Raw genomic sequence first — 17,675 nt, forward strand, 5'->3', positions numbered from 1 at the left:
ATTCTCTTATACTCAATGAAAATGGAAGAATGAACTAGGAAGCTAACCACAAGCAATACTTAAGTATGGCAAGGTAACGCTGACCTTGTCTGAATTTGATTTTCGAAGAGTATTATCCTTTAACAGCTCCCATAGTAATACCTTGTGTAAAGGATTTTTGGAAGACAAGGAAGACTGTTACGATTGGCACTGCTGCAAGAGCTGCACCAGCCATGATCAAACCATAGTTGGTTGCCATTTCGGCCTGCATGGTCGCAACCCCGAGTGAGATAGTCAAGTTTTGACGTGAAGTCAACATAACCAACTGCATAAAGTAGTCGTTCCAAGTATTGATGAAGGTAAAGATCGCAAGGGCTGCAAATCCTGGCTTCACAATAGGGAAGGCTACGCTCCAGAAAGTACGAATTTCACCACAACCGTCGATTTTAGCTGATTCAAGCAATTCTGTTGGGATGTTTTCGCTGAATTGTTTCATGAGGAAGACCCCAAATGGCCATCCAATCAAAGGCAAGATAACCGCCCAAAGAGTATCGTGAATTCCCATGAAGTTGACGATACGTACCAATGGTACAAGGACAACCTGTTTTGGAAGAGCCATGGCAGCGATAAAGACTGCAAAGAGAATGCGCTGACCATAGAATCGTTTTTTAGCCAATACATATCCTGCTAGAGATGAGGTTGCACAAACTAGGAACATGGTTACTAGCGAGATAAATACAGAGTTCCACATCCACTGCATAGCAGGGTTTTGCACCATGAGTTGTTGGAAGTTTTCCATGGTTGGCATTTTAGGGAACCATTGTGGTGGAATCATAATGGTATCCGGTTGTGATTTGAAGGCCCCTGTCAAAATCCAGTAGAATGGAAAGATGAACAGCACGGTCAACAAGAGCAAGATAATCGTTGAAATAACAGTGAAAGCTGTTAAATGTTTCTTTTGTGTAGGTTGCATAACTGTCTCCTTTCTTTAGTATTCTACGTCGTTTCCGAGGATCTTGAATTGAGCAAAGCTGACAATGGCAATCATCACTGCCAAGAAGACACCGATGGTATTTGCATAGCCGTACTCTGTTAATTGGAAGGCTTTTTCGTAAAGGTAGTACATCAAGGTACTTGTTGAGTAGTTTGGACCACCAGATGTCAAGAGCTGAATCAAGGCGAAACATTGGAATGAGTTGATGGTTGTAATGATTGCGATGTATAGAGTTGTTGGAAGGAGGCTAGGCCATTTGATCTTCCAGAACACTTGAAACTCAGTCGCACCGTCAACACGCGCTGCTTCAACAAGTGAATTGTCAATATTTCCCATGGCAGCGATATAAAGGATAATCGGTTGACCAACAGATGTTGTCAAAAGGATGATCATAATCGCTAGCAAAGCCCAGTTTTTATCACCCAACCAAGAAATGTTTTGGCTGATGATGTGGCTTGACTTAAGGACAAAGTTTAGAATCCCTGATAGGGGGTCATAAATCCATTTCCATACAACCGTTACGGCCACACTACCTGTAACTACAGGAAGGAAGAAGACGAAACGATAGAAAGATCGAGCAATAGCATTTTGATGATAGGTTTGAGATGCTACAAAGAGTGAGAAGAGTACAACAATTGGTACTGACCCGATAACCAGGATAACGGTATTGATCAAAGACTTGGTAAAGACAGGATCTTTAAACATGCGAATGTAGTTGTCCAAGCCTACAAACTCAAATTTCGTCATGGAGTAGTTGAAGAAACTTGTAATGAATCCCATAATCATAGGAGCCAAGACAAAGATAACAAAGAAGAACAATACTGGTGCTAGGAAAGCGTAGGAAATCACTGTTTCCCGCATACGAATTTTATTGACTTTCACAGTCGGCACCTCTCTTTCAAATAGAATAGTTTTTGATTTTCTTGAACTGTTTTAAAATCAAAATGAAATTTTTTAAGATTCGCTTATGTAAGAACTTCATTTTAATTTCGTGACAGTTCCTTACATTTCAAACAAAAGTCCCCCTTTTCTTACACCTTAGTGCACAGGGAAAAGGGGGAATCAATCTGACTTAGTGCTTATTGTTTTGTAGCTTTTTTGATTGTTTCGTTAGCTTTTTCAGTGAAGGCTTTCAAAGCATCCGCTGGTTTTTCGTCACCATTTGATACAGATTGCAACATTGGGAACCAAAGTGTTCTCATTTCAGCAAATCCATCGATAGTGTTGTAGTATGGTGAGTAGTATTTAGTCCAGCCACTGATTGTTTCCATACGTTTGTCATCATAAAGTTTGCCAAATGATGTACGAACTGGGAAGGCACCTGTACGAACAACGTCTTTAGGACCCCATTCTTTGTCATCTGCGATGAATTGAACGAATTTCTTAGCTGCTGCGACTTTCTTGTCGTCTTTGTTGTTAAATACTGCAAATCCGTTTACAAGGTATTCAAGAGATGGTTTACCAGAGTCTGATGGGAATGGTACTTCTACCACGTCTACCTTACTTGCTTCCAAGAGTTTAGCTTGGATACCGTTTTGAGCTGGTGCCCAAAGGATTGTGTATGAAGTTTGACCGTTCGCAAAGTTTTGGATATCTGCCCCACCGTCAAATTGTGAACCATTGTTCAATAAACCGTCTTTGATCCAGCTAGCAGCTTTTTCAAGACCTTTGACGAATTTAGGATCGTCAGTTGTATATTTTGTTACATCTTTATCTGTTACAGAACCGCCATAAAGGTTTGCAATGAAGGCACGTGTTCCTTGGTCTCCCCCTTGACCAGAACTGAACAATGAACCTGGTGTATATCCTTTATCTTTAAGCGCTTTCAAAACTTTTTCAAAGTCATCAGTTGTCCAACCTTCTTTTACAAGGTTTGCAACTCCAGCATCTTCCAACATTTTCTTGTTCATAGCCATGTAGAATGGAGCTGAACTGATTGGATACATGTAAGCTTTGTCTCCAGCCTTACTTGCTTGTACGATATTTTCGTTGTTCACATCTTTGACGAATTCGTCTGTGAAGAGGTCGTTCAACTCAGCCAATTTACCATTTTTACCGTATTGGATGATACGCCCTGGTGCGTCAAAGAGTACGTCTGGCGCTGTTCCTGCTTCGATAGCTGTTGTAATCTTTTCTGGACCTGACTTGAAGTCGATGGTTTCCAATTTCACTTTTACATCTGGATTTGCTTTTTCAAAAGCTTCGATGATTGATTTTTCATAAGTTCCAACACCGTCACCAGTTTTTTCTTGTGTGAAGACAGGGAATGCCCACCAAGTGATTTCTGTTTTTCCGCTATCGCTTCCTGATTTTCCAGCATCTTTACTTCCACCAGAATTCCCACAAGCAGCAAGACCAAGAATCGCAGCACCTGCAAGTACTGTACAAGCTAGTTTTCTAAATTTCATTTGTATTCTCCTAATTAATAAGCGTGTCCATATTGGATAGTGAGTAAGCTTCTATTTGTATACGTTTTCATTTTATCCGACGCATCGACCACTCTCCTCTTTTTTGAGATTGTGTTATTTAAGACCGGCAACAAAGCGCTCCGTAATCTCTTTTGGTCTAGTAATAGCACCGCCAACAACGATGCCTCGCACCCCATATTCAAGGATTTGTTTGGCTTGTTCTGGTGTATGAATTTTCCCTTCAGCGATGACATCCACACCGGCATCGCAGAGTTTTTTGATCAGTTCAAAGTCTGGACCATCTACTTTGGGACTATAAGAGGTGTAGCCTGATAGGGTTGTTCCAACAAAATCAACACCTGCTTCGACCGCTGCTATCCCTTCTTCAAAAGTGCTAGTATCAGCCATTAAGAGTTGATGTGGATACTTTTCTTTGACTTGTCGGATAAAGTCCTGAATTTTCAAACCGTCGTAACGTTCACGTTTGGTACAATCCAGAGCAATCACCTCGATATCTAGTTCAGCCAGTTCATCAACTTCTCTCATCGTAGCTGTAATGAAAGGCTCCTGTGGCGGATAGTCACGTTTGATAATCCCGATGATCGGGAGTTTCGTAACCTCCTTGATCTCCTTGATATCGCGAACACTGTTTGCTCGGATACCGACTGCTCCACCTTGCTCAGCCGCTTTGACTAGCAAGGGAATGACTCCTCCCGCTTCTGTATAAAGCGGTTCGTGAGGAAGTGCCTGGCAAGAGACAATGATTCCATCTTTGATTTGTTCAATCAAGGCTTCTTTGCTAATCTGTGGCATCCTCTTTCCTCCCTTTCTTGTTCTTATGGGCTTATTATATATCATTTGTTAAGCGCTTTCAATAGCTTGTGATAGAATAGATTTCAGTTTCAAAACTATTTTATAGAACAGACTATCCTGAAAGTAGTTTCAGACTTCTTAGAATTTCTTATTAGTACATCTTGAGTCGAAAGAAAAAGATAGCAGGCTGAAAAACCTACTATCTCCTTCTATTTTACAAAGCCAAATGATTAAAATTATTCTCTTATTCTTCTCTCTTTTTCCCCATTGCAAACAAGCCAAGGAAGAAAGCTGTGAATCCTAGTGTGGCAAGGAGTCCACTCTCCTTGTTACCCGTATCAGGAAGTGTCTGCTGAGCAAGAGGAGCTTTGTAAGTATAATCTTCTGTAGCAAGAGTCACAAGCGAATTAGCTCCCTTGTATTCTGCGAGTTCATGTACAGCTGCATTGGCTGCATTCACACCACCTTTGTACTCAGGGACTTCATGGACAGCTGCTTCGACAGCATTCACACCGCCTGTAAATTCTGGCTTCTCAACTGTTGGGGCTGCCTCTTCGCCCGCTGTACCTAGTGGGCCTGTGTACTCTGGTACTTCATGAACTGCTGCCTCAACGGCATTAACTCCGCCTGTAAATTCTGGCTTTTCAACTGTCGGAGCTGGCTCTTCGCCGGATGTCCCCAATGGGCCTGTATATTCTGGCACTTCATGAACAGCAGCTTCACTTCCATTCATTCCATTTGAAAGCTTAGTGCCCGCTACAGAGACTGGTAAATTATGCATACTTTCAATAGCACCTTCTGCCAGACCCGTAACTTTTTGACCCATATCCTCTGAATTCACTGTAAATAGGAGGGTTTTCGTATCATACTGGGTCATGAATCGTGCTGTTTTACCATTTGCCAATTGAAGGGTTGGAGCCTTGTTGACCAATACTTCCGAATCAAACTCCATCGCAAGAATACCTGGCCATTTTTCAATCGCGTATTTCACTTTTGCTTCTTTAGGAGAAATCCAATCCTTGGTCAAGAAATCCCAGTTGAATTTCTTGAAGGAAAGTGTATATGGAACACCTCCAGGCGCATGGTGCTCATATAAAAGTCCAAATTCATCTGGCCCAATTTGTTGAAGTGAGTTATACGCATACTCGCCTTCTTGAATCAAATGGTGGTGTAACCAAGTCAACTGTCCATCTTCTTCTACACGAGCCACTCGAATATAACCATTTTTACGACCTGGACCATTCGCATTTGCCAAGAGAATATACTCTTTACCATTTTGAACCGTATGAGTCGCAGCCATTTGAACATAAACATCTGGTACATCGTAGCGATCAACGTGATTGTCCCAAGTTAGACCACCATCATGACTCGTTGCAACCTGTAGATCTCCTGTCAATCCACGCATAAAGAGTTTGAGATCCCCATTGTTTAACTGAACAACTGAAGCCTCGGTATTTTGAGCATAATAATTGTTCATGGTGCTTGAATCAACCACTGTACCATCATAAAGTTTACGATTGTCATTGACACCACCACCCATATGCCATGTTTTACCATGATCGTCTGAGTAGATGATTCGAGATGATTGGGAACCATTGAGGTGGTTGGTACGATTAGTCGTATAGACAGGAACGACAATCCGACCTTTATGTGGTCCAGTACGAAGGGTAATCCCCACTCCAGGACCTACACCTAAGAATTTCATCCAATCGGCTTTGACCATCGGAGTAATATCTTGAGGCGCTGACCATGTCTTCCCGTCGTCATCACTGTAGGACATCCATAGATAGCTATCCTTGGCAATTCTAAATGGGGAAGTTTTGTTTGTTGTGAAGTAGATATTGCCTAGTAGTTGGTCACCCTTGTATAGATCACCCTTATCGCTATAGGCTGATTTAACAGGATCTACAACAACACGGTAGTCTGTCGCCTTGCCATCTGGAGTGTATACGGTACCATTTTCTCGAATGGTATAAGCTCCCTTTTCTCCTTCACGGTAGAGGATTTGATAGGTTTTTCCGTCAATTTCTTTATAGGCTTCTTCTTTTTGCGAAGACATTCCAAAGATTCCCTTTCCTTCTGGGAACATGTCATAAATGGCAAAGATGCGTTTGGTTTCAGGATCTTGAGTCAAGGTCATATCGATATTCACTGGTGAACCGATCGATGGGTCAGAAGCCTTTGGATTGTCACGTAAGTTGGTAATGGTTACTCGGTCTCCCCAAGTTTTACCATTGTCTTCACTACGTCTGATGACCATACCGATATCACCCCAGTCACTCGAATGGAGACGGCGTTCATCCGCACCTGCGATCAAAGTTCCTTTATCTGTCTTGAGCAGAGCTGGAATACGATAACTCTTGATTCCATCTTTATTTGGTTTATTGTTCATTCCGCCTTCAAAGACGTCTTCTTTCTCTGAGATTTTCGCACCTTCTGGAAGTTTCTTCTCCAAATCACCTCTTTCAAATAGTTGACTTCTCGTCTGAACCTCTTCTGGGCTTAAGGCACGATCATAGACGGTTAGATTTCGAACTTGTAGATTGCTTCCCCAAACTGTATTGCTGCCACGCTTGGTTGCTCCAATTTGAGCATGCGTTACATCTGGCATATCTTTGATGAAATGACCAGATTTCAGACTTGTTCGAGATAATACCCCGTTCACGTAGAGACGCACTCGGCCTTTTGGCAATTCTGCTGTCGGTTTTTCAACTGTGAAAGTCACCGAATTCCACTGGCCAGGACGTACTTGTAAAGGAGCATCCGTATATTTATCATAGAACTGTTCCCCTTTGGCACCGCGCCCTTCAACCAAAGCTACTTGATTGTAGACTGCCATAGTGAAGTACTCATCTTTTTTGGTAGCACTCGACACAGAAAAGAGATTATAGAATGCTGGAGCTTTGGCATCGGGCTTAAACTCCATGTGAACAGTTGCGTTTTCAAGTTTCTTTAGTTTTTCTAATTCATTTGATAAATCAACTCTCTGACTATTTGACGCATTGGTTTCAACATCTTCTTTTTCTAGGACAGGATTGGCATTTTGCAAATCCCTTGAATAATAATCACGAGGAATAGCATTCGAATCTGTTGATTTTTCCTCTTCTTTTAACGTTGTTTCCGTTGCATTTTCTGTCTTTTCTTCTACCTGCTTCTTGAGCTTATCTTGATCAAGTTCAGTCCCAACTACATTCTTATCAGCATCAGATGCATTTGCTACTACAGCTTCTTTGGGTACCTCTTCTGATGATTGGTCTTTGCCTTTTTCCACATTTTCAGTACTTGGCGCTACTACATTTCCCTGTTCTTGGGCTAAAACTGGCGAAACTCCAAATACAACTGTACCAATTAGTACAGAAGCTGTTCCAACTGCAAATTTTCTAATGCCATATCGTCGTTTTCGATCAAAATCCCTATACTTCATTTTTTAACCTTTCATATTCTCTGTAAATAAAGCGCTTTCTTTTTTTCTTAAAATTTTTAGTTCCTCCAACTAAACAAGGAAAAAGAAAGTAACCGACTGAATGAGACCTCCCATTCTTCAAACGTCCACTGCTCTTACTCTCTAACCAAGCAGCAGAAAGTTTCCTCCTTTCGCATAATACCTTTCCCCCATTATACAATAAACTTTGAACTTTATAGCTAAATTGATATAGAATAGATTTTACTTTCAAGAATAATTTAATATTTTAAATTTACAAAAAGTACTTTCAGGGTTTTGTGATAAAAAAGAGAGCTAGTGCCCTCTCAAAGTTATTTTTTTACATAGGAAAAAGGAATCTCACTGCCACAGAGCCAGTTGTAGACTTGGTCATTGACAAAAACATTCATGGCTTCGTGAGCATACTCAGGCATGATGCGATAGGACTTGTCACAGGTCAGACGGTTGTAAATCGCAAACTGGGTAATGGGATAGCAAACATCGTCATCCAAGCCCGTAATCATCCTGACCTCTCCTTTGATACGATGGGCAAGATTTTTCACATCGATATAGGCAAGAGTCGCCATGATTTCCTCCTCTGTTTCATGGAAGGGATCGTGGAACTTGAAATAACGGAAGAGTTCATCATAAGCTTCACTGGTATTGCCAATCTCAAGCACTCGTCTAAAGTCAGACAAGAAGGGATAGATGGCAACTGTTCGCTGAATCCGAGGATTGAGCGCTGCTGCAACCAGAGCTAAAGCTCCTCCTTGTGAGGCACCATAACTAGAAAGTCTTTCCTCATCTACCTGAGGCAGACTAGCAACAATTTCGATTAACTGGTAAATATCCAGATAGACATCCTTATAAAAGAGCTGATCTCGACCTTCAACAGCACCACGGATAATGTGGCCCTTCACCGTATTTCCTAGTGGAGAGCGCAAACCATCTTGTGAATAGCCCGACTGGCCTCGAACATCCATAGAAACAACACCGTACCCAGCCACAGTATAGGCCAGCATGTCAGTCCAATCCCAACCACGTCCCATGTATCCATGAAAGTGAAAAATTAGCGGAACTTTCTCCTCAGTCTTTGGAAGGACGATGCGTGCATAGACTCTTCCTTCATTCCTTCCCTCAAAGGTCAGCTCATAACACTTGACCTGGGGAATATGGAAATCCTTTTCTTCCAACTGGTAGGTAGGAAGGACTGAAACTTTTTTCAATTCCTCATCCCAAAAAGCATCAAAGTCTTCTGGGACCTCATCTCTTCCTTTATAAGTCTTGATTTCTTCTAGCAAGGCTGGATTTTTCATAGCATGCTCCTTTTGATTTGTAATCGCTATCATAACTGTAGCATATCTAGAAAAGCAATGCAAGAAAGAAGGGTAATACTCTTCGAAAATCAAATTCAAACCACGTCAGCTTCGCCTTGGATTATATATGTAACTGACTTCGTCAGTCTTATCTACAACCTCAAAGCAGTGCTTTGAGCAACCTGCGGCTAGCTTCCTAGTTTGCTCTTTGATTTTCATTGAGTATAAATAGATAGTGATTTTAGATTCTCCTCACTCAAACCTATCGTCTGAAAGTAGTTTTAAAACAAAAAGAGCGTTTCCGCTCTTTGTTAATCAATAAGTGCTAGCTCCTTTCTCTTGTTTGAAGGTTTGAAATTTCTTTTGGTAGGTCACTTTAATCGTCATATGAGAGTCCTCGTTTCTTTTTGATGACTCTAGTATAAGACCTAAATCTAAAAGCTAGCTTATAGATTTCTTAGAAAAGGCTTAATCCAGATGTTCTCTCTTTTCTAGATGGAGAGCAATCATGCGCCATTCTGGATCCTCTTTCCAACCTTCCATAGAACTAATATAGCTGGCAACCTTTCTAGCTTCTTCTAAAATCGGAAAATCTTCAATGATATCAGCCACTTGGAACTCTGGAAGTCCTGACTGTCTGGTTCCAAAAATCTCACCCGATCCGCGCATTTTCAAATCTTCCTCAGCAAGGACAAATCCGTTGGTGGTTTCTGTCATGATGCGCATGCGGTCTTTTCCAGACTCGGTCTTGGGATTGGCAACGAGAACAGCATAGGACTGCTTGTCTCCCCGACCAACACGGCCTCTGAGCTGGTGAAGCTGGCTGAGACCGAACCGATCAGCATCCATGATAATCATGACGGTCGCATTAGGGACATTGACTCCGACCTCGATAACCGTCGTCGAAACCAGAATATCCGTCTTTCTCTCTTTGAAATCCTGCATAATCTGGTCTCTATCGTCACTCTTCATCTTACCATGTAGAAGAGCCACTTCTGCCTTACCTGCAAAATGAGCCGTCAATTCCTCTGATAAGGCAATGGCATTTTTCAGATCCAGAGCTTCTGATTCTTCAATCAAGGGAGAGATGACGTATGCTTGAGAACCTTTTTGAATTTCTCCTTCTAACCAAGTCAGCACCTGAGGCAGTTGCTCATGTTTGATCCAACGTGTCACAATGGGTTTCCGACCCGCAGGCATCTGGTCGATAATGGAAACATCCATATCGCCAAAGGCTGTGATAGCCAATGTTCGCGGAATGGGCGTCGCCGTCATCATGAGGACATCTGGGTTGTCCCCTTTTTCCCGTAAAATCCGCCTTTGTCCCACACCAAAACGGTGCTGCTCATCGATGATAATCAAACCAAGGCGAGCATAATCAACCCCATCTTGTATCAGAGCGTGGGTTCCGATAATCAAATCAGCCTCACCCTTCGCTATGGTCTCCAAGACTTCTCTTTTTTCTGCAGCTTTCAAGGATCCTGTCAAGAGAGCGAGTTTCAAGTCTGGAAAGAGACTCTGTAGACTTTCAAAGTGTTGCTCAGCAAGGATTTCGGTCGGTACCATGAGAGCCGCTTGGTAGCCAGCCGTCACTGCAGCAAACATGGCCAAGCCAGCGACTACCGTTTTCCCGCTCCCCACATCTCCTTGCAGGAGACGATTCATGTGGTGGTCGGACTTCATATCGGTCAATATTTCCCGTAAACTCTTTTCCTGAGCTTGAGTCAGGGCGAAAGGCAGATTTTCTTTGACAGCCGTTACTTTTTCCTGAGACCAGTTCAGAACCAGACCACTTCCCTGAACTCTATTTTCAGACTTAAGCGTCTGTAACTGCATTTGAAAGTAAAAGAGTTCCTCAAACTTGATACGGCGAAGAGCCTGCTTGTATTCTGCCAAATCCTTAGGAAAATGCATGGCACGAACTGCCTGACAGCGGGACATGAGTTTGTATTTGTCCAGTAAAGACTGGGGAAGATTTTCCTCAATCAAGAGGTCCAGCCCCTGATCAAAGGCTGTCTTGATAACCTTGACCAGAGCAGCCTGACTGATTCCTTGAGCCAGACGATAGACAGGCTGGAGGTCATCTTCCACCTGAGCCAGGACCTTCATCCCAGTCAGACTGGCCTTAGCCCGATCCCATTTGCCAAAAACAGCCAACGTTGCTCCCAACTCTATCTTATCTGCTAGATAGGGCTGGTTAAAGAAATTCACCGCAAAAACAACTTCTCCCTGCTTGAGACTAAAGCGCAGGCGATTACGCTTGAAACCATAATACTGGACACTAGCAGGAGTCACTACCTGACCAGAAAGAACCGCCTTTTCACCGTCTTCTAGCTCCAGAACCTGCTTGGTCTTGAAATCTTCATATCGGAAAGGAAAGTAGAGCAAGAGGTCTTGCAAGTTTTCAATTCCTAGTTTGGCATACTTCTCTGCCGACTTTGGTCCCACACCAGGCAAGACATGCAAGGGTTGGTGTAGATTCATGCTCCCCCTCCTTTCTTTGTTTTAATAATATTCTCTAGGAATGCGATCGCTGAGGAGACAAACCACCTCATAGTTAATGCTTCCACGGTAGACTGCTACCTGAGTAGCAGTGATTTCCTTATCTCCGTCGGAGCCAATCAAGGTTACCTTGGTTCCGAGTGGGTAAACCTTAGGCAATCGAATAGTGATTTGGTCCATCGAAACCCTGCCAACGATTGGGCAAGCTTGTCCATCTACCAAGACGGAGAAATTCTGCATGTCTCGTGTCCAACCATCCGCATAGCCGATTGGTACCGTCGCAATGACTTGCTCGCTATCCGCCTGATAGGTCGCCCCATAGCCCATGCAAGCTCCAGCTGGAACTGTTTTGACATGGACTAGGGCAGACTCCAGGGTCAAGGCTGGTGTCAGATCATAAGGCAAGTCCAAGACCTCTCCGCTAGGATTGAGACCATACATAGCATCTCCCATACGGACTGCATTGAAAATAGTCTCTGCATGCCAAAGAGTCGTTGCCGAATTGCTAGCATGTACCAGCTCTGGCACTTCCTTCATACTTTCTAAAATAGTCTTAAAGCGTTCTAACTGCTTATTAAAGTAGTCATCTGATGCTTCATCTGCAGTCGCAAAGTGAGTAAAGATTCCCTCAATACGAACCCCCTCTTTCTTGAGCAAGTCCTGAGCTTGATCAGCTTCACTGACCTCTCTAAAACCAATCCGTCCCATTCCTGAGTCAATCTTAAGGTGAACCGACAAGCCATCTAGGTCAGCACCAGTAGCTAAGAGTGCTTGAATCCACTCCAGTCCAGCCACTGTCAAGGTGATGTCATATTCTTTAGCCAGAGAAACGGCTTCTAGCTCAGAAACTCCTAAGATGAGGATTTTCTTGTTTATCCCTGCTTGGCGCAACTCAATAGCTTCATCAATATTGGAAACGCAAAAGCCGTCGACATCGTCTTGGATAGCTGTGGCAACAGCTACTGCCCCATGTCCGTAGGCATTGGCCTTGACCACTGCCCACTTGAGCGTTCCTTCAGGGATATGAGCCCCCATTTGTTGGATATTTTTTCGAATAGCTCCCAGCTGAATGAGAGCCTTGGTTGGTCTATGTGGACTAGCTTTCATGATTTTCCTCCAAAATGACACTGGCTGTCACAAACTGATCTGTATGGCTGATCGACAGCCAAATCTTTCCTGAAAATGGCGCCTGACTAAAATAGGGAGCCCCTCTTTCATTGTTCAAGACTTCCAAATCCTGAAAGGTCAGTTTGCCAATACCTGTCCCCATAGCCTTGGAAAAAGCCTCCTTAGCCGACCAACGACCTGCCAAATATTCGATTTGTCTGCGCCCTTTGAGACTGGTAAAACGCTCCATTTCTTTAGCGGTCAGCACGCGCTTGGCAAATCCTTCATGTCGTGTAACTGCGCCTTCTACCGAAGACAATTCTTCGATGTCAATTCCATGTCCAACTATCATTCTCACAAAAGGAGTTGAGATTCCCCCAACTCCATCCTTTTCACTTATTTTGTTAAGGTAGTATAAATTTCTTCTACCAAGGCTACTGTATTCTCCCAACCTAGACAAGGGTCGGTAATGGAACAACCAAAGATTTCTGGTTGGTTTTGGCGACCATCTGCTAGGTAAGATTCGATCATAAAGCCTCGAACCGTCTTTTTAATCTTTTCATTCCAATCACGATTCAGCAAGGCTTGACGAACAATGCGAATTTGTTCCATATACTGCTTGCCTGAATTGTCATGATTGGTATCGATGATAATGAAGGGATTTTCAAGTCCCATAGTCTCATAGCGATTGATTGCATTCAAGAGAGTTTCATAGTAGAAGTTGGGTTCGTTTTTTCCATATTCATTCATGGCTCCACGAAGGATAACGTGGGCCAAGGGATTTCCTGAAGTTTCCACTTCTTGACCATGGTAAAGGAAGGTTTGCTTGTTTTGAGCTGCATAGATAGCATTAAACATAACTCCAAGGTTCCCAGATGTCGGATTTTTCATCCCAACTGGAGCATCAATCCCAGACGCCACAAAACGGTGCTCTTGATCTTCCACTGAACGAGCTCCAACTGCATGATAGCTGACCAAATCATCAACCAAAACGAGATTTGACGGATAGAGCATCTCATCAGCTGTCGTCAAGCCCGTTTCGGTAATCACACGGTAATGGAGCTGACGAACTGCCTGCAAACCATTGATGAGACTAGGCGCCTCACTAGCATTTGGCTGATGAATCATACCCTTATAGCCATCTCCGTTGGTACGAGGCTTGGCAGTATAAACACGCATGACGATAAAGATTTTATCCGCAACTTTTTTCTGCAAGTCCGCTAAGCGACGAGCATATTCCAAAACAGCCTCTTCATTATCAGAAGAACAAGGCCCCATCACCAAAAGGATTCGGTCATCCTCACCTGAGATGATGGCTGCCAATTCTCGATCACGATCTTCTTTTTTTCGCAAGGCTTCAGGTAACAGCTGGGTCGCAGCCTTAATTGCTTCAATATCTATTTCTTGACCTTTTTCGATAAATGCCATCTTATTCTCCTAGCGTTTGGTAGATTTCACGAACAAGTGCTTCTGTATTATCCCAGCCTAGACAAGGGTCCGTGATAGACTTGCCAAAAACTTCAGGTTCATTTTGACGTCCATCTTCCAGATAGGACTCAATCATAAAACCACGAACGTATTTTTTGATTTTCTCATTCCAGTCACGGTTGATCAAGGTCTGGCGAACGATACGGATTTGATCCATGTACTGCTTGCCCGAATTGTCATGATTGGTATCGATGATGATAAAAGGATTTTCCAAGCCCATCTTTTCATACTGGGCTATGGTATCCATTAAATTGTCATAGTAGTAGTTGGGAATATTTTTCCCATATTCATTCAAGGCACCGCGAAGAATGGCATGAGACAATGGATTCCCAGTCGTTTCCACCTCTTTACCGAGGAAGAGGAAACTCTGCTTGTTTTGCGCTGCGTAAATCCCGTTAAACATAACATTGAGATTTCCAGATGTTGGATTTTTAAATCCTGTTGAAAAGTCTGCTCCACTCGCTACAAAACGGTGTTGCTGGTCCTCGACTGAACGAGCCCCAACAGCCATATATGAAATCAAATCATCTACCAAAGGAAGGTTTTCTGGGTAGAGCATCTCATCAGCAGTTGTCATACCCGTCTCGGTAATCACACGGTAGTGTAGCTGACGAACTGCCTTGATTCCATTGATCAAGCTAGGAGCTTCTGTCGCGTTTGGTTGGTGAATCAAGCCCTTATAGCCATCTCCATTGGTACGAGGTTTGGCTGTATAGACCCGCATGACCATAAAGATACGGTCTTTGACTTCTTCTTGCAAGGCAGACAAGCGCTTGGCATACTCGAGGACTGCCTCCTCATTATCAGATGAACATGGTCCAATCACCAAGAGAATACGCTGGTCCTCTCCACGGATGATGGCTTCCAATTCCTGATCACGCTGGTATTTTTTTTTATAAGCCAAACCATCTAGTTTTGACAAGGCGCGAACTTCTTCAATGTTAATTTTAGGACTTTTAGCTGTAAATACCATGATTCATCTCCTTATAAAGCAAACGGACACCAAGTAAAAATGTATTTTCACCAGGTATCCGCCTGTTCTTATGTCTTATTAGTTTCGTCTTCCATGACAATTCTTAAATTTCTTACCTGAACCACATGGACAAAGTTCATTACGCCCAATTTGGCTCAAGTCCACATCTGCTGGAAGATTTGCACGCTGGGCTGCGATATTACGAGTAGCCGTTGTGCTAATATTAATCTCCGTCTGTGGTCTTTCTTGTTCATGGATTTGCGCTTTCATCATCAAACGAGTGACGTCAAATTCAATTGACCCAATCATGTCGTTAAACATGCGGAAACCTTCTGCCTGGTACTCAACAACTGGGTTGTTTTGCGCATAGCCACGAAGTCCAACAGCATTTCGCAACTGGTCAAGAGCATCAATATGGTCTGTCCACTTGTTATCCACAACACGCAGAATCAAGACTTTTTGGAATTCCTTGACTGCGTCCTCGTCTCGTAATTTTGAGATTTGACTATCGTAGACCTTTAAGGCACGTTGGAAGAGTTCATCTTTGATATCACGATCTGACAAACCAGCCAAATCTTCCTCAGAAATAGAACCCTCTGGTAGCAGATTGTACTTAGCAAAGTTCAAGATAGCTTTGATTTTTTCTTCTTCCTTAGAACGTGAATGAGCATCCACAACTCGTCCGATCGTACGTTTAATCATAGCGTGAATCTCAGGAGCCAAGTCACGGTCAGCAGTGATAACATCATAACGCTGAGCATAGATAATCTCACGTTGTTCGCGCATGACATCATCGTATTGAAGAACTTGTTTACGTGTATCGTAGTTATTCCCCTCAACGCGTTTTTGAGCTGCTTCAACCTGACGGGTCAACATACGGGACTCAATAGCTTCTTCTGACATATTGAGGCGTTCAAAGACACCTTTCAAGCGGTCTGAACCGAAGCGTTTCATCAAGTCATCCTCAAGAGATAGGTAGAATTGAGACTCACCTGGATCTCCTTGTCTTCCTGAACGTCCACGAAGCTGGTTATCAATACGACGGCTCTCATGGCGTTCTGTACCGATGACACAAAGTCCACCCAATTCACGAACACCTTCACCGAGCTTGATGTCAGTACCACGACCGGCCATGTTAGTTGCGATGGTAACCGCACCACGTTGACCAGCGTTCATAATGATTTGCGCTTCTTTGTAGTGGTTCTTCGCATTTAAAACTTCGTGGGGAATTCCTGCTGCAACCAATTTCTGAGAAATATAATCACTGGTTTCAACGGCAACAGTACCAACCAAGACAGGTTGTCCTTTTTGGTAACGAACCTTGACATCTTCAACAACAGCATTAAATTTTGCTTCAATACTTGCATAAAGAAGGTCAGAGTGGTCAATACGTTGAACAGGACGGTTAGTTGGGATTGGGATGACACGAATGTTATAGATTTCACGGAATTCTTCTTCCTCTGTCTTACCAGTACCCGTCATACCAGACAACTTCTTATACATACGGAAGAGATTTTGGTAGGTGATAGAAGCTGAAGTCTTGGTTTCGTCTTGAATCGGCACGCCTTCCTTGGCTTCGATGGCTTGGTGCAAGCCATCAGAATAACGACGACCTTCCATAGTACGACCTGTAAATTGATCGACAATCAAGATTTCCTGCTCTTCGCTGACCACATAGTCAATATCAAGAAGCATGATATAGTTAGCACGAAGGGCATTATCAATGAAGTGGGTCAAGGCCACGTTTTCAATATCGTAGAGATTTTCCAGTTTGAAGTAGTCTTCAGCCTTGTCAATCCCTGAATCAGATAAACCAATAGTCTTAGACTGAATGTCAATGATATAATCATCTTTGTCCAAAGATTTGACAAAGTGATCCGCCATATGATACAGCTGACTTGTTTCGACAGCATTGGCTCCTGAAACGATCAAAGGCGTACGCGCTTCGTCAATCAAAATCGAGTCTACCTCGTCAACTAAGGCATAGTTAAGCGGACGTTGTACCATATTTTCAGCTCGAACGACCATGTTATCACGAAGGTAGTCAAATCCAATCTCTGAGTTGGTTGAGTAGGTGATATCACATGCATAAGCTTCTCTTTTTTCCATCGGAGACTTAGCTGCTAAGTTAATCCCTACTGATAAACCAAGCCATGAATAGAGTTCACCCATTTCAGTCGCATCACGCTCAGACAGGTATTCATTGACCGTTACTACGTGAACTCCTTTTCCAGACAAGGCATTCAGATATACCGGCATAGTCGCTGTCAGGGTTTTTCCTTCCCCTGTACGCATCTCAGGTACATCTCCGTGGTGAAGAACGATCCCTCCCATGACCTGGACCTTATAAGGGAAGAGTCCAAGAACACGTTTAGCCCCTTCACGGACAACCGCAAATGCTTCATACAAGAGTTGATCTAGCGTTTCACCATTTGCATAGCGTTCCTTAAATTCAACCGTTTTTGCTTGCAGTTCTTCATCGGTCAAGGCTGCCATTTGTTCTTCATAGGACATGACCTTGTCTGCCATTTTTTCTAATTTTCTTATCTCACCTTTATCATTTTCGATGATTTTTTTTAAAATATTAGCCATTATTTTCCTTACTTTTAATTCTGAAGATTTTAGAATGTTCTTTTAATTGTAGCATATTTACTCTCATTTTTCAAGAAAGAAT

At 43.0% G+C, this 17,675-nt stretch carries 12 protein-coding genes; all 12 read right to left on the reverse strand.

Features of this window, described 5'->3' with window-relative positions:
* Positions 1 to 112 precede the first annotated feature (112 nt).
* The 12 genes from DF216_RS07975 to secA all read right to left on the reverse strand — a co-directional run bounded on the left by DF216_RS07975 (position 113) and on the right by secA (position 17,593).
* Complete coding sequence (locus DF216_RS07975; protein WP_129326502.1) at positions 113 to 952, reverse strand: carbohydrate ABC transporter permease; 840 nt, start codon at positions 950 to 952, stop codon at positions 113 to 115.
* A gap of 15 nt (positions 953 to 967) precedes the next feature.
* Positions 968 to 1,834, reverse strand: coding sequence for a carbohydrate ABC transporter permease (locus tag DF216_RS07980; RefSeq protein ID WP_162279145.1), 867 nt, complete (start codon positions 1,832 to 1,834; stop codon positions 968 to 970).
* Between the two features lie 218 nt (positions 1,835 to 2,052).
* Entirely contained in the window at positions 2,053 to 3,381 is a 1,329-nt protein-coding gene (locus DF216_RS07985) for an ABC transporter substrate-binding protein (protein WP_084945866.1), read from the reverse strand.
* Positions 3,382 to 3,495: 114 nt separating this feature from the next.
* Positions 3,496 to 4,194 (reverse strand): N-acetylmannosamine-6-phosphate 2-epimerase, encoded by a 699-nt coding sequence (locus DF216_RS07990; protein ID WP_057489326.1) that lies wholly within the window; start codon positions 4,192 to 4,194, stop codon positions 3,496 to 3,498.
* A 244-nt stretch (positions 4,195 to 4,438) separates the two neighbouring features.
* Entirely contained in the window at positions 4,439 to 7,618 is a 3,180-nt protein-coding gene (locus DF216_RS07995; protein WP_129326503.1) for an SIALI-17 repeat-containing surface protein, read from the reverse strand.
* Positions 7,619 to 7,947: 329 nt separating this feature from the next.
* Positions 7,948 to 8,931 (reverse strand): acetylxylan esterase, encoded by a 984-nt coding sequence (locus tag DF216_RS08000; RefSeq protein WP_129326504.1) that lies wholly within the window; start codon positions 8,929 to 8,931, stop codon positions 7,948 to 7,950.
* Positions 8,932 to 9,399: 468 nt separating this feature from the next.
* Entirely contained in the window at positions 9,400 to 11,415 is a 2,016-nt protein-coding gene (recG, locus tag DF216_RS08010; RefSeq protein ID WP_129326505.1) for an ATP-dependent DNA helicase RecG, read from the reverse strand.
* Between the two features lie 21 nt (positions 11,416 to 11,436).
* Complete coding sequence (gene alr / locus DF216_RS08015) at positions 11,437 to 12,540, reverse strand: alanine racemase (RefSeq protein WP_129326506.1); 1,104 nt, start codon at positions 12,538 to 12,540, stop codon at positions 11,437 to 11,439.
* A complete protein-coding gene (gene acpS / locus DF216_RS08020) occupies positions 12,530 to 12,892 on the reverse strand; it encodes a holo-ACP synthase (RefSeq protein WP_129326507.1) in 363 nt (120 codons plus the stop codon). The genes alr and acpS overlap by 11 nt, the downstream gene beginning before the upstream one ends.
* A gap of 44 nt (positions 12,893 to 12,936) precedes the next feature.
* Positions 12,937 to 13,968 carry a 3-deoxy-7-phosphoheptulonate synthase gene (locus tag DF216_RS08025; protein WP_129326508.1) on the reverse strand — a complete coding sequence of 344 codons (1,032 nt, stop codon included), beginning with the start codon at positions 13,966 to 13,968 and terminating at the stop codon, positions 12,937 to 12,939.
* Between the two features lies 1 nt (position 13,969).
* Positions 13,970 to 15,001: a 3-deoxy-7-phosphoheptulonate synthase gene (locus DF216_RS08030; RefSeq protein ID WP_129326509.1), complete on the reverse strand. Its 1,032-nt coding sequence runs from the start codon at positions 14,999 to 15,001 to the stop codon at positions 13,970 to 13,972.
* A 78-nt stretch (positions 15,002 to 15,079) separates the two neighbouring features.
* Positions 15,080 to 17,593 carry a preprotein translocase subunit SecA gene (gene secA / locus DF216_RS08035; protein WP_129326510.1) on the reverse strand — a complete coding sequence of 838 codons (2,514 nt, stop codon included), beginning with the start codon at positions 17,591 to 17,593 and terminating at the stop codon, positions 15,080 to 15,082.
* Positions 17,594 to 17,675 lie beyond the last annotated feature (82 nt).

The organism is Streptococcus oralis (assembly GCF_004127215.1).
GTDB lineage: Bacteria > Bacillota > Bacilli > Lactobacillales > Streptococcaceae > Streptococcus > Streptococcus oralis_BD.

Coding starts and splice junctions, on each gene's coding strand:
- DF216_RS07980 (WP_162279145.1), bottom strand. CDS start 1,834: ATGCGGGAAACAGTGATTTCCTACGCTTTCCTAGCACCAGTATTGTTC.
- DF216_RS07975 (WP_129326502.1), bottom strand. CDS start 952: ATGCAACCTACACAAAAGAAACATTTAACAGCTTTCACTGTTATTTCA.
- secA (WP_129326510.1), bottom strand. CDS start 17,593: ATGGCTAATATTTTAAAAAAAATCATCGAAAATGATAAAGGTGAGATA.
- recG (WP_129326505.1), bottom strand. CDS start 11,415: ATGAATCTACACCAACCCTTGCATGTCTTGCCTGGTGTGGGACCAAAG.
- DF216_RS08000 (WP_129326504.1), bottom strand. CDS start 8,931: ATGAAAAATCCAGCCTTGCTAGAAGAAATCAAGACTTATAAAGGAAGA.
- DF216_RS08025 (WP_129326508.1), bottom strand. CDS start 13,968: ATGGCATTTATCGAAAAAGGTCAAGAAATAGATATTGAAGCAATTAAG.
- alr (WP_129326506.1), bottom strand. CDS start 12,540: ATGAAAGCTAGTCCACATAGACCAACCAAGGCTCTCATTCAGCTGGGA.
- DF216_RS07990 (WP_057489326.1), bottom strand. CDS start 4,194: ATGCCACAGATTAGCAAAGAAGCCTTGATTGAACAAATCAAAGATGGA.
- DF216_RS07995 (WP_129326503.1), bottom strand. CDS start 7,618: ATGAAGTATAGGGATTTTGATCGAAAACGACGATATGGCATTAGAAAA.
- acpS (WP_129326507.1), bottom strand. CDS start 12,892: ATGATAGTTGGACATGGAATTGACATCGAAGAATTGTCTTCGGTAGAA.
- DF216_RS07985 (WP_084945866.1), bottom strand. CDS start 3,381: ATGAAATTTAGAAAACTAGCTTGTACAGTACTTGCAGGTGCTGCGATT.
- DF216_RS08030 (WP_129326509.1), bottom strand. CDS start 15,001: ATGGTATTTACAGCTAAAAGTCCTAAAATTAACATTGAAGAAGTTCGC.